The following is a 15,266-nucleotide window of genomic DNA, read 5'->3' as shown; positions in this document are numbered from 1 at the left end:
CAGTTCGCCCAGATCGGCTTCGAAGACCTAGGCGCCGGGGTTTGGTCGGCCTTAATCTATGGCTGGTTTCGGACGGTCTGCGCGCTTTAGTGCGGCGTCCAGTGGGGATGGCTGGTGAAGAGGCCGCCGACGATGCCGGTCTGGTAGGAGACGAAGAGGCCGAAGCAGAGGCTGAGCAGTCCTGAGGCGTAGACCATGCGGTGGTTCCAGGCGGAGTAGCGGCGGGAGGTGTAGGCGAAGGGGACGGCGATGAGTCCGGTGATGAGCATCATGCCGGCTACGGTGCCGAGGCCGAAGATGAGCAGATAGACGATCTCCCAGCGGGGGTCCTTGATGGTGGTCATGACCAGCAGGGCGACGGCAGCCGAGCCGGCAAGTCCATGGACGATGCCGATGGCGAGCGGGCGGGCGAGGTTCCAGAGGCCAATCGAGTGCTTGCCCGGCGCGGAGGACTCGAGTGCCGGAGCTTCATTCGGCAGGCTTTCGGTGTCGTAGGCTGGTCCCGTGTGCGGATGGTTGTGGGCGAAGCGGTTGGTGAGGCGCTGCAGCACTCCGGTGAGGTTGAGGATGCCAAGCAGGATCAGCATGAGTCCGACGGCGAGTTCCATGCTGAGGCCGAGGCGCGTGGGAATGACGATCTTGAAGAGGATGATGGCGACGCCGACGATCAGGATGGTGAGCGTGTGGCCAAAGCCCCACATAGCGCCGATGAGCCCGGCTTTGCCGATGTGGCGCTGTTTGCTGACGATGGTGGTCACCGCGATCACGTGATCGGGATCCGTGGCGTGGCGCATTCCGAGAACAAAGCCGACCAGGGCGATTAATGCAAGTGAAGTCATTCCATGTCCAGAGTATCGAAGTTCGAGGTGTTTGGTATTCGCGATCTTTGAGGGCCGAAAAAGCTGCCCTTGTTCCAACCCCCTATGTCACGGCTAAAACCATCCCTGTAAAGCGTGGCCATTCGAAAGCCTGGATCCTCTGAAGCCCGGAATGTTCAACCTACCTGTGCCTATTTCTTCGGCTTGACTCGAGGTAATTCAGCAGATACGGGGTAGTTGTTCTCCGATCTGCATGGGTAGGATGCGGGTGGCTCCGATGGAAGTCTTGGCGACGACCATGCCGGGATGCTGGCTGGTGATTTGGCCGATCTTCGCGGAGTTTTTACCGAGGGGATGGGCCTTCATGACGGCGAGGACGGCTGCGGCATCTTGAGGAGCGACGATGGCGATCAGCTTGCCCTCGTTAGCAACGTAGATCGGATCCATGCCGAGTAGTTCGCAGGCGGCGGATACTTGCGGCCTGACGGGGACGGCGGTCTCTTCGAGCTGGATACCCACTTTGGAGGCTGCGGCAATTTCGTTGAGCGAAGAGGCTGCCCCGCCGCGGGTTGGGTCGCGGAGCACGTGGATCTCCGTAGAGACGCGCATCATGGCGGCGACGAGATCGTACAGCGGAGCGGAGTCAGTCTCGAGGGTGGTTTGGAAGTCGAGACCTTCGCGGACGCTCATGATGGTCATGCCATGATCGCCGAGAGTTCCGCTAACGAGGACGATGTCGCCTGGCTGCGCCCGGAATGGCGCTGGAAACGGGCCTTCGGGCAGGATGCCGATACCGGCAGTGGTGATGAAGCAGCCGTCGGCTTTTCCCTTTTCAACCACTTTGGTATCGCCGGTGACGATGTGGACGTTGGCTTCGCGGGCGGCGCGGGCCATGCGCTCGACGATGGCGGCGAGGAGTTTGATCTCGAGGCCCTCTTCGAGGATGAAGGCGGCGCTGAGATAGAGCGGCCGCGCTCCGCTCATGGCGAGATCGTTCACGGTGCCGTGGACGGCAAGTTCGCCGATGCTGCCGCCGGGAAAGAAGAGGGGATTGACGACATAAGAATCGGTCGAGAAGGCGAGGCGTCCGGGCGGAACGTTGAGGACGGTCGAATCGGCGAGGGTGAGGAGTTCTGCATTGCGGAATGCGGGAAGGAAGATGTTCTCGATGAGTTCGGCCGAGAGCTGGCCGCCCCCGCCATGGCCGAGGACCACGCGCGGGTAGTCACGCAGCGGCAGAGGACAGCTCCAGTTTTCGAGGTCGATCTCTACCGTGGACATGCGAGGCCCTTCGCGAGGATTGCTAGGTGGCACATGCCGGCTCTTCCGCAGTGGTGATGCTTACGGGCGCGAAACGGCCGTAGTTGTAATAAGCGGCGCAGGCGCCTTCGCTCGAGACCATGGTTGCGCCGAGTGGCGTTCTAGGGGTGCACTGGCGACCGAATGCGGGGCATTCGGTGGGCTGGATGACTCCCTGAAGGACCTCTCCGCTATGGCAAAGCGGGGATTCGACGGTGTGGATTTCGCCGACGGAGAAGCGGGTTTCGGCGTCGTATTCGCGGTAGGCGGGACTGAGTTTCCAGCCGCTTTGCGGAATATTGCCGATGCCGCGCCAGGCGCGATCTTCGATGGTGAAGACCTGTTTCAGAAGTGCCTGGGCGGGCAGGTTGCCCTCAAAATTGACGACCCGGCTGTAGGCGTTTTCGACTCGGGCTTCGCCATTTTCGAGTTGGCGAACGGCGGCCAGAATGCCGGCGAGGACGTCCAGTGGTTCGAAGCCGGTGATCACGATGGGGACATGGAAGCGCTCGGCCAGGGGCGGATATTCCCAGAAGCCCATCACGCTGCAGACGTGTCCGGCGGCAAGGAAGGCCTGGACGCGGTTCACGGGTGAGGACATGATGGCCGCAATCGCCGGCGGCACGAGGACATGCGAGACAAGCACGGAGAAGTTCTTGATGCCGCGTTTCTTTGCCAGGTCGACCGCCATGGCGTTCGCGGGAGCGGTGGTCTCAAAGCCGATGGCGAAGAAGACGACCTGGCGTTCGGGGTTCTCTTGGGCGATTTTGAGGGCGTCGAGCGGAGAGTAAACAATGCGGATGTCGCCGCCTTCGCTTTTAACCCGGAAGAGATCTTTATCGCTGCCGGGCACACGCAGCATATCGCCGAACGAGCAGAAGGTGACGTTCGGCAGCGAGGCAATGGCGAGGGCCTTGTCGATGGCGACCAGGGGAGTCACGCAGACCGGGCATCCCGGCCCGTGAATGAGACGAATTTCCTGCGGGAGGAGCTGATCGATTCCATTGCGAATGATCGAGTGGGTTTGGCCGCCGCAGACTTCCATCAGGTTCCAAGGACGAGTGACGAGGCGGCGAATTTCGGCCAGGAGGCCCTGGACCCCTTTGGCATCGCGGAACTCTTCAAGATATTTCATGCTTGCCCTCCTCCGGTTGAATGCTGGCGGTCAGTGTCTGGTCTCGACCGGCGCCGGCTCGACGCCAAATTCCTCTTCGAAGAGGCCCATCTCGCGAAATGTATTCAGGGTTTCGAGAGCAGACTCTTCGTCGATCTTGCTGATGGCAAAGCCGACATGGACGATGGTGTAGTCGCCAATGGCAATCTCGGGAAGGTAGGCGAGACAGACTTCTTTGGTAATGCCGCCAAAGTCCACCCGGCCCATGCGAAGACCATTCTGTTCAAAGATCTCTTTCACCTGACCGGGGATGGCGAGACACATTGGGTTTGCCCTTTCAGAACGCGAACTAGAGAGCCTGAGGATAGATCGATGTTCCCGGCCTGGCAAGACTCGGAGCAGACTCGATTCCGCTCAACATTCCGGAACAGAAACACGATCCATTCCTGTTTGCGCTTAAGATCATGCCCGCAAGTCTACTCCCCTGGAGCGGCGAGGGTCTCGCGCGGGCTGAGCGAACCATTGGCACCGGGCTTGATAGAAGCAAAAGCTGGGCCGGCTTCGCGAACCTGGAGTGTTGGCGCTAGAAGGCTCTCCAAGTAGTGCATCCACTCCGTCATGCCGCGACCGCTTTTGGAGGAGATCTCGAAGATCGTCATCCCCGGACGAACGGCGTGGAGGTTGGCGATTGCGGTCTCGCGATCGAATTCGCAGGCTTCCGCGAGGTCCATTTTCGTAATCAATGCGACATCGGCGCTGTTGAACATGCCCGGGTATTTCAGGGGCTTGTCTTCGCCTTCGGTGACGGAGAGCAGGGCGACGCGCACGGCTTCGCCGAGATCGTAGTTCGAGGGGCAGACAAGATTGCCTACGTTTTCGATGAAGAGGATGTCGAGTTGGTCGAGTTGCCAGCCCTCGAGATGGCGCTCAATCATGCTGGCATCGAGGTGGCAGCAGCCGTGGGTGGTGATCTGGCGAACCGGTGCTCCACTGGCCATGAGGCGGCGGGCGTCGTTGTCGGTTTCGAGATCGCCGACCAAAGCGGCGACGCCTAGGCCTTGCTGACGCAGGTCGGTTAAGACCTTCTGCAGGAACTGGGTTTTTCCCGCGCCGGGACTGGAGACGAGGTTGAGGACGAGGACGCCGGCGGCTTCGAAGCGGGTACGGAGGTGACGGGCAAGTTCGTCGTTCTTATTGAGAACGCTTTTGCGGATTTCGAGAACGCGCGTCTGCATAAAAGCCCCTCTCATTCAGGTTTTGTGCTTCAAAATCCCACCTGAGCCTGCCTTTATTCGACTTCCAACTCGACGGAGACAATGTCCAATTCTCGGCCATGACGAATGTCGCCACTTGGAGTATCGCACTCCGGGCAACAAAATTGCTGGATAGAAGGGCTCACAACGGTTTTCCCGCAAGGCTGGCAGTAGACCGAGAGCGGCACTTCTTCCACATCGAGGCGGGAGCCGGCGAGCAGTGTACCTTCAGCGGCGATGTCGTAGCAGAAAAGAAGCGCGTCCTTGACGACACCGGCAAGAGCCCCGACCTGCAGCTTGACCGAGACGACCCGGACCGCATGGGCCTCAGTGGCGGCCTTCTCTACCGCTTCGACGATGCCGTAAACGAGAGATAGTTCATGCACTTTGCTGGTTCTCTCTAGGAAACTCGCTGGTGCGCCAGCGCTTCCGAAACTGCCGGCAGGTCTGAAAACCGCTCAGTCATGTCTTAATGCAACTCGGCGAGCCGGATATTCGCGGTCATGGTGTGTTCTTCTCCGGGCTCCAAGGTGATGGCGGCAGAGCGAATGTTGGCGGCTTCAACGCAGACGAAGTGTTGCCACTCCTCATCGCCAAGGTCAGCCATGCCGCGGGCGAGCTCGTCCCCGGGATTCCAGACCACGGTGTTCTTGGAGTTCTGCTTGCCTATCAGGATCCGACGGCGCAGTTGCGGGTCGCTCAACTCCAACTCGCTTTCAGTATTGATATATGCGTTGTCAGTGCGCTGGGTGAAGATGTTGTCGCCCTGCTGGACTTTTTCACGGAGGTTGTCTGCGTTGTCGAGATAGGTCACGCCATCCAGGCTGCTGAGGCGAACCTGGCGCACATCTCCGACGCGGTAGTAAGTGTGGAGCGCCTCTTGAAAGTTGAACCGCGCAGCGCCGGTATTGGTGACGGAGAGTTCAAGCTTCAGGTCGGAGCCGATGGTGATTTTGTGGACGGCGTGAAAGTCGTGCGGCCACCATTTCTGGGTAGCCTGGTCATGCTGCGTGGAGAGCGCGACGGCGATGGCGTTGCCTTCGTGGATGATCGATTCGAGTTCCCAGGTCTTGGTGCGGACGAAGCCGTGCGAGGGCGCCTTGGGGTCGTCGGCCTTCGCGTTGAACCAGGGGAAACAAACCGGCACCCCGCCACGAATGGCCTTGCCATCCTGAAACTGTGCCTTGTCGCTGAGGAAGATGACCTCTTCGGCGCCAGCCGGAATCCAGGAGGTGAGATGGGCGCCGTGGAGATAGATCTCGGCCGAAGCGGCGGCGCTGGAGATCTTCACCTTAGGCAGCCCGCCGTTGCCGGGTACGATTTGGGCGATGCTGGGGATGGCGAAGCGATCGTTGAGCCGCTGGATGTCGAGTTCGGTGACTGCTGCTTCCATGAGTTCATTCCTCGTAGTGGTTGTGAACCGAGTAGCGATTATCCCGCACGTCCAAAGCCTACCGCAAAGAAGACTTTCATTATGCGAATGGCGGCTTTGAAGGAGCCGCTGAGCGAGCCGGCGACCTTCGAGACGCCGCCTTGGCGGAGGCGGTAGTTGACCGGGACTTCCAGGATTCTTAGATGTTCGCGGGCGGCTTTCATCTGCATTTCGAGGTTCCAGCCGTAGGTCATCTCGGTCATATTGAGTTGATTCAGGGCATCGCGGGAGATGGCGCGAAAGGGTCCCATGTCGGTATAGCGCACGCCGTAGCGGAGACGCAGCAGCAGGCCGGCGAGCCAACCGGCAAAGATTTGCGACGGAAGCATACTCCCGGGTTCCCGATGGCCGCGGACCCGGGAGCCGATGACGAAGTCGTATTGATCATTCAGGACAGGACCAGCGATGGCGGGCAGCTGCGAGGTGTCGTCGCTGCCATCGCCATCGAGGAAGATGAATACACCGGATGCCGGATGGGCGGCGCGGACGCCTGCAGCGCAGGCCCTGCCATAGCCGCGTATGGGTTCGGCGATGACGCGCGCGCCGGCGGCTTGGGCTTCGGCAGCGGTCCGGTCGGTGCTGCCGTTGTCGACGACGATGACTTCGCGAATGAGTGACTGGAGGCCCGGTGGGGAAAGAAGACTGCGGACGACGTCGCCGATGGCCTGCTCCTCATTGAGCGCGGGTATCAGCACGCTGACGCGAGCGGTCATCGACTCCAACTACAGGCTCCAGCGTAATCCGCAGTTGGCGCAGGCGCGAGGCGGCTCGGGGCTCATGAGGCTGCCGCGAAATTGCTGATACTGGGGGCCATTCCAGATCTCGCGCAGGGTCTGCTGCGAGGCGTCGCCAAGGGTGAAGCTGTCGTAGCCGTGCATCGAGAATGGAGCGATGCAGCAGGGCAGCGCGCGACCGTTGGCGGTGAAGTACATCAGCGACCAGGGGCGACGGCAGAGCGACCAAGGGGAATCGTCGCGGCGCTTCTTGATGCTGGTGCCGGGCTCGGTGGCTCCTGAGGCGTTGAAGCTGATGCCAAGGCTGGTGGCTAGACTGGCGGCGCGATGAATGATCTCTTCTTCTTCGGCTGTCGTCTTTTCGAAGAGGGCGCTCTCGGCGCGGGCGAGTCCTTTGCCATTGTCGCTGAAAAACACCATACGTTGGAGATAGATCTCACGCACATTGACAGAATCGGCGATGCGGACGAAGCCCTCGAGCTGATCGAGCGTCTCGCGAAGGCCGGTGAGCCACAGCGAGACCCGAGGCGACTCGACGCTTTGCTCTTGCTGCATTTGCCGGAAGCGGCGGACGTTCTTGACGATGCGATCGAACATATCGCGGCCGCGGACCATCTGAAAGGCGGTCGGCTCAGCGGCGTCGAGCGAGACCCGGAGTTCGTCGAGGCCGGCATCGATGAGCGCCTGGCCGTTCTTCTCATTAAGCAGCGTCCCGTTGGTGTTGAAGAGCACGTAGACGGAACGGTCTTTGAGATAGCGGACCATGCTGGGGAGGTTCTTGACGAGCATGGGTTCGCCCACTCCGTGGAGCACGGCGCGCTTGAGTCCGGCAGACTGGTCGACGATGCTGGTAAAGAGCTCCCAGGACATGTCCTTCTCTGGCTCTAACTCCTCGAAGGTCCGCGGACAGGTCGTGCAGAGGAGATTGCAGCGGTTGGTAACTTCGAAGTAGATGCAGACCGGCGGGGTCTCGACCAGGATAGATAACTCGTCTTCGGGCTTCTCGAAGTAGCGGCGCATCTTTTGGGTGGTTTCCGGTAAGGAAATTGTTGTGCTCATGAGTTCCTCGCACTAGCGGTTGGAATGAGGGAGGTATGTTCGATGGTCGGGCGAAGATCTGGCAGGGAGCTATATACTCGCATTCTTTGCGCGACCAGGTCGTAGCAGAACATCAACGCAAAGCCGCCGTAGAGTAGCAGATTGAGATGGTACATCGGTTCGCCGGGCGCACCCAGGTTGGTCCCGAAGAGGTAAGTGCTGGCGGTCACAAGATAGAAAGCCGGCCGCCATGGATTTATTGCGATATAGGGCAATAGCCAGAGGAAGTACCAAGGATAGTGAGGTGAATAGAAGACATTCAGCATGGTGGCGATGACCAGCGCAGAAAGGACGAACGCCGAGGAACTGCTGCCTCGGAGCAGCGCCCAGACGCAGATTGCCCCCATAATGGCCGCACAAAAGAGCATATAAGCCAACGGCTGAATGGAGGTATGAAGGGTACGATTCGCGAACGCCAGAAGGAAATAGCGGGTTCCGGAATCAATACCTTCTTCCTGCGCATAGCCGGAGAGATAGCCGAAGACGCCGAGTCCGACGCTCATATAACAGGCATAAGTGAGCGCAATGATAGCGGTGAAGATGGCGACCATCTTCCATTTCGAACGCTGGAAAAACGCCGGCAACAGGGCGGCCGGATACAGCTTGATGAGCGTGGCGGAGGCGAGCCACACTCCTGTGAGGCCGGACTTATCCTTCAGCCGAGAATAAATGGCGAGGGCAAGAAAGGTAAGCGCGGCTCCATCGATGTGGCCGCTGCTGGCGATCTCCCAAAAACAGAGCGGATGCCAGGCATAGAGGACAACTCGTTCCGGCGGCAGGCTGAGGAGCTTCAATATCCGAAGGAGGACGAGACAAGTAACCGCTTCGAAGCCGACTAAGGCCAGCTTCATGAAGGGCACGGTCGCCGAGATCCGAGTTATGGCAAGAAAGAGAAATTGGGCGCCCGGGGGATAGATGGTGTGGGCAAACTCTTTCCGGTTGATGTTGGGATAGATGATTCCGTCGCGGAGAAAGGCGAGATGACTGTCGGCGGGGATATAGCGAAAGGGATTGATGCCGGCGGCCTGGACCTTGCCATCCCAAACATAGCGGTAGATGTCGGTCGATAGAAAAGGCGTGGAAAAGACGCAGTAAAGCCTGGCGACCAATGCCACGGCCAAGATGATCCGCAACGTCCATTTATTAGTGGGACAGCGTTCGATGAGCGAGATTGCGCCGAGGTAGACAGCGATCTGAGCAAATACCGACTCACTGAATCCGTGGACGAAGTGGTGGAACTCGGTGACGCCGGTCCGGCAGAACTCGATTGCAATGATACCGAAAAGCAGCAGCGCGAGGTTTGTTGCCAGGGGAGTTCCCCGGGGCCACAATGCCTGCTTCGCGAGAACAGAGTCGACGTTCAAACCGAGGTCTCCGTTTCCACGCTGCTCAAAAGTGCTGAGTGCTTAAGCGCTGTCAGGAATTCCCGGGTATGTGGCGCAGGATAGCCGCGCGGTAAATTGCTTTCCGGATCAAAGAACTCAGCGTGGAGACGCGCAAGCGAGTCGGCGTCATCGACGTCGTACCAGCTTCGCAATGACTCCATCGGCAAGCCGACTTCCTCCGCTCGCTGCAGTGTCTGCTCTGCGACCACGGCAGTACTCCAGGTGATTCGCTCGAAGAGCTCTGCGACTGGCCTTTGCAAACCGATGAGATAGTAGCCGCCGTCTTCAGAAGGGCCGAGGACAGCACGTTCGCCGTCCTGGAGCAGCGAGATGGCGGCAGTGATGAACTCCTTGGTAGGCACGGTGGGGCTGTCGGAATCGATCAGGCAAACCGCGGAGAAACCGCAGGCGAAGAGGTCTTCTGCGGTAAAGAGCAAGCGCTCGCCGAAGCCGTCGCCGCGTTGCGGGAGCAGGTATGCGCCGGCTTCGAGGATGCCGAGGAAGGCAGCCTCGAAGCCTTGAGGCGTGTAGGAGATCACCCACTCCGCGGGTGCGGCAAGGGTCGCTTCGTGAAGACTGGCGACGGTATCGCGCAAAAAACAGGCATTCAGCGCACAGGCTTCGTCAGGAGTGAGCGGCGGAGTCAGCCGGGTCTTTACCTTCCCAGGTATAGGAGCTTTGGCCATCACCGCGAGCGCGCACTTACCCTGAAAAGTGCGCTGCGGTCGACGAGGGTCGAGAGTGCGATATGAATGGTTCATTGGCAAATCTAGCTCTAGAATCTTCTGAAAGTCTTTTAAGCTGCCTTCTTGCAGACTGCGAAATGATAGCGGCGATATTTCCAGATACGGATGCTGCGCCATGGTTGGGTTTCTACCAGGCTTTCGAAGTCGTTCATGCTGAGAATCCGCGATTGAGGAACTTGCTCGACGGAGAGGTGCGGCCTTCTTAACCGCTGCGTCGCTTTCATCATCAGCAACGGGACGGCTGCGCTCAACCCGGAAGTCGGCTCGGCGATAAAGCAGAGTCCGCCGGGGCGAAGTGCGGTAAAGATGGCTTGGAGGGCGAGCGCCGGGTCAGCGAGAATCAGGAAGAGTCGCGAAGCGACGACGGCATCGACTTGATTTGGAAAATCGGCCAGCGAGAGCGCGTCAGCGCGCAGGAATCGGCAGTTCTCGAGGCCCGAGCGGCGGGCGTGTTCGCGAGCCCGGTAGAGAAGCCGTTCGGAGAGGTCGATACCGGTGATTTGCAATTGAGGGAATTTAGCAGCGAGCCGCCGGGAGTAGAACCCAGGCCCGCAGCCAGCCTCGACCAGGGAACAGGATCGAGAGCCATTGAGCAACGGTAGGAGAGCCGTGGCGATCTGCTGGGTGTGATCGGTGAAGAGGTGCTCGCGGCATAAAGCATACTGGCGCCAACATCGATCAAACAGGCTAGAGGGAAGACTGGAGGGCAGACTAGACGAGAGGCCTGGTGATTGTGCGGCTGCGGAATGCGCTTGCATTTCCGGGGTAACTGGGACAGGATCAACGGATGCGGCCCGACACGAGCGCAATTCCAAAATCTCAGACATCCAGGGGCCTCCGCTGCTTCCCACCGCAAATTCCTGGGGACAAGCTGGGTTTAGCAGCTTTGCGACAAAATGTAAGTGCTCTTGCAAAACGGAACGGCATCTCGAACCCTACTATAACCCACGTTCGGCGACACCAACGATAGCTCCAGTTGCTTCGTTTTGAGCGAAGAGGATGAGACGGAGAGGACGGCCCTTGTTATTGAGGGGAAGGGCGATATCGAAGGTCTGGTTAACTAGGGTGCCGTTGAGAGGAGCGACCCTGGCGAGAGTTCGAGCGACGGCGACATGATCGAGGGTGCGGCCGGCGTTTTCTCCGCGCTCCACACTCGATCGATCGGAAGCGTCGGCGAGCACGGCGAAAAGACTCGTATGCGGTGCAGCGTCGGCGGAATAGCCGATCTCGAGATGCTCGCCGATCTGGTGAAGATCACCGATGCTGATTGAAGTCCGAGGGGAGCTCGTAGCTTGCCGAATCGCTTCCCGCACGGCAGAGGGGTCATTACCGCTTACCTGGTGCTTTCCATTGACGACCATTTGCGGGGCATAGACGCTCTCGAGTCCGAAGCGCTCTGCATAGCTGTTTTGGCGTTCGCTCCATCGATGCGATGAATATGGATCTTGCCAGCCGAGGCTATTCCAATAGTCGACATGTTCGCTAAGGACGATCACATGCGCGTCAGCGATGGGCTGACTGCGATCGATTTGGGCGAGCAAGCGGTCGGCAGGCGGGCAACTGGAGCAACCTTCGGAGGTAAAGAGTTCCACGAGCACCGGAGATGGCGAGCCGGGGTTTGCGGCGAGGCACGGGACGGATAAGGCGGCAAAGACAACGAGCGAAGAGAGCCACGCTCTTGCGCTTTCAGATACGGAGCGGTCGATCATCGACGGACCTCAGCTTTAGAAAGGAACTGCATGACAGTGAGAGTCGGGCCGCGTAAATTGGTTACGATACTCGCGATGATGCTCCTATTGGCCGCGCGCTAGGAAGTTTATAGGTTGATTTCTGGCGCAGGCGGTAATTTACTGAGTTGGCGCGCGTCATAAAGGTTGCAAGGAAAATTGAGGCGAACGATGGACGAGAACATTACCCCGGAACCGGTAGCTCCTGAGACGGAAAATGCTCCCGAGGCCGCTCCCGCAGTGGCGCAGATCGCGACGTTTGCAGAGCGAACAGAAGAGCTGCCTCTGGCGCCAGCTGTCGCGGCCGATGAGCCGCCCGCGGGGAGGGTTAGTCGTTCCGTCATGGAAGAGGAGCCTGTGGCCTCAGCTGCTGCGGTTCAACCGTCACCGAGTATTCGTCTAGAGAAGAAACATCCGCTGGCGATTCGCTGGATGCATTGGATCAACTTCCCGGTACTTGCGGCGATGATTTGGAGCGGCCTGCTGATCTATTGGGGCGACTCTGACATTCCGGCGAAGCATGCGCATCAGGTTTACCGGGTCGGGATCGGATCGTGGACGCTGTTCCGGTTCTTCCCGGAGTGGTTCTGGACCTGGTATGGAGCGGCTTACAAGATCACCGTCGGACTGGGATACCACCTGTTCTTCATGTGGTTTTTCATGCTGAACGGTCTCGCTTATGTGCTTTACACCTGGATCTCTGGAGAATGGCGCTACCTGGTGCCGACCAAGAATTCGTTCAAGGAAGCGATTCAGGTGACGTTGCATGATCTGGGAATCCGCAAAGAGCCGTTGCCTCACCGGAAGTTCAATGGAGCGCAGCAGATTGCGTATACCGCGGTGATCCTGATGGGGTTTGGCTCGTTGGTGACGGGTTTGGCTATTTATAAGCCGAGCCAGGCGCACCTGATTACCCTGGCGTTAGGTGGTTATGAGATGGCGCGGTGGTTTCATTTCTGGCTGACGATGGGGTATTGCGTCTTCTTTGTCATTCATATCGCGCAGGTGGCGAAGGCTGGCTGGAACAATTTTCGCTCAATGGTGAGCGGCTATGAGATCGTCCGTGAAAGTGACCCACCGTATGTGCCGGAGAGGTAGAGATGGCTGACGAACAGATTAAGAAGGACGCGCAGCCGGCCGCAGAAGCGGCGGCCGACCAACCAGTCGGCCCGGTCATTGAACCGGCCACACAGGAAGACCTCGACCGCGAGGTGAAGCGGCTTTCGGCGAACCGGACGCGGCGCAGCTTCCTGGTCGCTGGCATTGCCGCGGCGGGCGGCTATGGACTCTACCGCTGGATTGACAAGAGCGACGAGATTGGAAGGCAACCACTGCCCTTCAGGAAAGCATTTCAGTTCAACGCTGCGGTGGCGCGCGGAGTCTTTCACGAGGGCGTTCTTGCTCCGACCTACCCGAAGGGAAGGGCGGCCTACGACCTGAGATTGAATGGCGATTACGGACTTAAGAGCGATCTGGTGCCGGAGAGTTGGCGATTACAGCTGGTGGGAGTTGAGAACGCGCACAAGTATCCGCAGTTTGCCGACGATGTCACCCGTTGGCAGTACCAGTATTTCGCGGAGGAAGATTCCGCGCCGCAGCCGGCTGCGAACGATGTTAAAGGTCGTCCGCAGATGATGATGACGGTGAAGGTGCATCAGCGCGGATCAGAGGAGGCAGGTCCGTCGGCGAGCGATCTAGCGCCCGGCACACCGGGGCTGCTGTTGGCGATGAACGACCTTTGGAAGCTGCCGCATGTCGAGTTCGTGACCGAGTTCAAATGCATCGAGGGGTGGAGTGAGATTGTGAGCTGGGGAGGGGTGCGGTTGCGGGACTTGATCGCGGCGTATCCACCTGCGAAGCATCCCGACGGCAGCTTGCCGCGGTATGTATACATGGAGACTCCGGACGGCGATTATTACTGCGGCTACGATATGCAAGCGGCGATGCATCCGCAGAGTCTGCTGGTGTACCAGATGGGCGGACGGCCGATCACGCGGTGGCATGGTGCCCCGCTGCGGCTGCATATGCCGATCAAGTACGGGTACAAGCAGATCAAGCGCATTGGGTTGATCGCCTATACCGACCAGAAGCCGGACGATTATTGGACCAAGCTCGGCTACGACTGGTATGCAGGCCTATAAGCCAATCGAGGATACGCAACTCTTCCGTAGTCTGAAACCCCGGGTGCGATGAATCGAGCACAGGCTTTAGAAAGGGAAGGCCTGGAGATCGGGGTCAAGCCAGACGCGGCGCGCTTCAGTAGAGAAGAGCCTGGGGCGGGACCGGTAGAGCAGGAGCCAATCCGATTTTCCTAGAGGGGACGCCATCAACGCGTTGCAGGTCTCATACATGGGTTGGCCCTTGCGGTAAATTTGAGGTGAGGTCCGCGAGAGACGGTGTGGGACGGTTCCGCGCGAAGACGCAGACGGCTGGGGTTATTCGCAAGCGGTTTGTTCCCAGTCTTTTGTTTCTCTCGATAGCTGCTCTGGTGGTGAATGGCCAGACGGTAGCGGCCTCAACTGAGGCCGGCAGCTGTCAGGCACGCCGGGTCAGCGGCCTTCCCGGCAGCGGTCAGTTCGGTAGTGAGTTCATTGAGGCGATCGCGAGCGATCCCGCACCCCGCGCACGGGACGCAAATGTTATCTGGGGCCTGACGGCAGACCTCAGTGAAGCCGTTCCCGCGGCCGAGCGGGCACTCTATATCTCAAAATCTACGGACGGCGGATTGACGTGGAGGCAAGTCTCGCGGCTTGATTCGCGGTATTTCAATGCGGGGATTGGGGAAGGGCTGCGCAACGGCCTGGCGGTAACGCCCGGAGGCGCAGATTTCGTCGTCACAACGCAGCTAGGCGCATTTCAGGTGCTGCCAGGGCCGGATTCCGCTGAGCCGGTGGTACGGCCGATTGCGGGGCCGCGAGTGCCGCATCCCGCGTCCTGGCTGAATCTTCCCAAGACAGAGGGCGATCCGATCCGCGCGGGATCGCTTCAGATCATGCCGAACGGCCGCCACATGATTGTAGGCTTTGGCTACTTTGACCTGAACCCGCAATTATTCGCCTACCACAAAGACAAAGGCGGCGCTTGGGTCAAAGATGGGCCGCTCCCGCACCTTCCCACAGAGATGGACATCCTCTCTATGCAACTGGCAGGGCCTCTCGGGAAGGGATGGCTCTATGTCGGGACTGGCGATCAAGCCTATCGCCTCGATCTGGGGACGAAAAGGTGGACGCGCATTGCCGGTGTCGGCGACGACTCAGCGATCCACGGCATGAGCCTGGTGGGAGGATTGCATCTCGCCGCCTGCTGGGGAGTCTACAACCCGGTGAGCGCCGATGAGGTGATGCGGCTAACCGAGGCGAGCTTCCTGCTGCATCGAGGCGAGGACGAGATTGGCCCGGAAATTCGCGCCTACAGTATCGATGTCGATCCAGCCAGGCATGATCGGGAGGTGATTACCGCGATCACCGGAGTCTACACCAGCCCCGACGGCGGGAAGACCTGGAGGAGATTGAACGCACTGCCGGAAGGAGAGTTTCGTACCGCCCATTTCAATGCCGACGGATCGATTCTCGTCTCCGGCGTGGAGGGGACGTTTTTGGTCGATCCTTTTTCGAAGGCTTGCCTGCCGGGGTTGAAGAGGCGGGCGGAGTGAGTTTGGGA

16 protein-coding genes are annotated in these 15,266 nt (G+C 59.5%); 3 read left to right on the top strand and 13 right to left on the bottom strand.

Annotation, left to right across the window (positions count from 1 at the left end; translation table 11 throughout):
* Positions 1–86 precede the first annotated feature (86 nt).
* From ACPOL_RS00470 to ACPOL_RS00410, 13 genes are all read right to left on the bottom strand, one after another.
* On the bottom strand, positions 87–917 hold the full coding sequence (locus ACPOL_RS00470) for a HoxN/HupN/NixA family nickel/cobalt transporter (protein ID WP_236657139.1): 831 nt from the start codon (positions 915–917) through the stop codon (positions 87–89).
* A gap of 120 nt (positions 918–1,037) precedes the next feature.
* Positions 1,038–2,099: a hydrogenase expression/formation protein HypE gene (gene hypE, locus ACPOL_RS00465; protein ID WP_114205314.1), complete on the bottom strand. Its 1,062-nt coding sequence runs from the start codon at positions 2,097–2,099 to the stop codon at positions 1,038–1,040.
* 22 nt (positions 2,100–2,121) lie between these two features.
* A complete protein-coding gene (gene hypD / locus ACPOL_RS00460; protein ID WP_114205313.1) occupies positions 2,122–3,252 on the bottom strand; it encodes a hydrogenase formation protein HypD in 1,131 nt (376 codons plus the stop codon).
* 30 nt (positions 3,253–3,282) lie between these two features.
* Complete coding sequence (locus ACPOL_RS00455) at positions 3,283–3,555, bottom strand: HypC/HybG/HupF family hydrogenase formation chaperone (RefSeq protein WP_114205312.1); 273 nt, start codon at positions 3,553–3,555, stop codon at positions 3,283–3,285.
* 152 nt (positions 3,556–3,707) lie between these two features.
* Positions 3,708–4,466: a hydrogenase nickel incorporation protein HypB gene (gene hypB / locus ACPOL_RS00450; RefSeq protein ID WP_114205311.1), complete on the bottom strand. Its 759-nt coding sequence runs from the start codon at positions 4,464–4,466 to the stop codon at positions 3,708–3,710.
* 53 nt (positions 4,467–4,519) lie between these two features.
* A complete protein-coding gene (hypA, locus tag ACPOL_RS00445) occupies positions 4,520–4,870 on the bottom strand; it encodes a hydrogenase maturation nickel metallochaperone HypA (RefSeq protein ID WP_114205310.1) in 351 nt (116 codons plus the stop codon).
* A gap of 83 nt (positions 4,871–4,953) precedes the next feature.
* Entirely contained in the window at positions 4,954–5,877 is a 924-nt protein-coding gene (locus ACPOL_RS00440; protein ID WP_114205309.1) for a D-hexose-6-phosphate mutarotase, read from the bottom strand.
* 38 nt (positions 5,878–5,915) lie between these two features.
* Positions 5,916–6,629: a glycosyltransferase family 2 protein gene (locus tag ACPOL_RS00435; protein WP_114210524.1), complete on the bottom strand. Its 714-nt coding sequence runs from the start codon at positions 6,627–6,629 to the stop codon at positions 5,916–5,918.
* 9 nt (positions 6,630–6,638) lie between these two features.
* A complete protein-coding gene (locus tag ACPOL_RS00430) occupies positions 6,639–7,709 on the bottom strand; it encodes a radical SAM protein (RefSeq protein WP_114205308.1) in 1,071 nt (356 codons plus the stop codon).
* Positions 7,706–9,112, bottom strand: coding sequence for a glycosyltransferase family 87 protein (locus ACPOL_RS00425; protein ID WP_114205307.1), 1,407 nt, complete (start codon positions 9,110–9,112; stop codon positions 7,706–7,708). Before ACPOL_RS00425 ends, ACPOL_RS00430 begins: the two co-directional genes overlap by 4 nt.
* Positions 9,109–9,894, bottom strand: coding sequence for a TIGR04282 family arsenosugar biosynthesis glycosyltransferase (locus ACPOL_RS00420; protein ID WP_114205306.1), 786 nt, complete (start codon positions 9,892–9,894; stop codon positions 9,109–9,111). The genes ACPOL_RS00425 and ACPOL_RS00420 overlap by 4 nt, the downstream gene beginning before the upstream one ends.
* Positions 9,895–9,929: 35 nt before the next feature.
* Positions 9,930–10,706 (bottom strand): class I SAM-dependent methyltransferase, encoded by a 777-nt coding sequence (locus ACPOL_RS00415; protein ID WP_114205305.1) that lies wholly within the window; start codon positions 10,704–10,706, stop codon positions 9,930–9,932.
* A 111-nt stretch (positions 10,707–10,817) separates the two neighbouring features.
* On the bottom strand, positions 10,818–11,588 hold the full coding sequence (locus ACPOL_RS00410) for a DUF1223 domain-containing protein (RefSeq protein WP_114205304.1): 771 nt from the start codon (positions 11,586–11,588) through the stop codon (positions 10,818–10,820).
* Positions 11,589–11,777: 189 nt separating this feature from the next.
* On the opposite strand from ACPOL_RS00410, the gene ACPOL_RS00405 reads away from it, so the two are divergent.
* The 3 genes from ACPOL_RS00405 to ACPOL_RS00395 all read left to right on the top strand — a co-directional run bounded on the left by ACPOL_RS00405 (position 11,778) and on the right by ACPOL_RS00395 (position 15,258).
* Positions 11,778–12,704, top strand: a complete 927-nt coding sequence (locus tag ACPOL_RS00405) for a cytochrome b/b6 domain-containing protein (protein WP_338026731.1) — start codon at positions 11,778–11,780, stop codon at positions 12,702–12,704.
* A 2-nt stretch (positions 12,705–12,706) separates the two neighbouring features.
* Positions 12,707–13,747 (top strand): molybdopterin-dependent oxidoreductase, encoded by a 1,041-nt coding sequence (locus ACPOL_RS00400; RefSeq protein WP_114205303.1) that lies wholly within the window; start codon positions 12,707–12,709, stop codon positions 13,745–13,747.
* 257 nt (positions 13,748–14,004) lie between these two features.
* Positions 14,005–15,258: a beta propeller repeat protein gene (locus ACPOL_RS00395; protein ID WP_114205302.1), complete on the top strand. Its 1,254-nt coding sequence runs from the start codon at positions 14,005–14,007 to the stop codon at positions 15,256–15,258.
* Positions 15,259–15,266 lie beyond the last annotated feature (8 nt).

The organism is Acidisarcina polymorpha (genome assembly GCF_003330725.1).
Lineage (GTDB): Bacteria > Acidobacteriota > Terriglobia > Terriglobales > Acidobacteriaceae > Acidisarcina > Acidisarcina polymorpha.
Note: the sequence above shows the minus strand (reverse complement) of the source record. Positions and strands in the feature narration are given on the sequence as shown.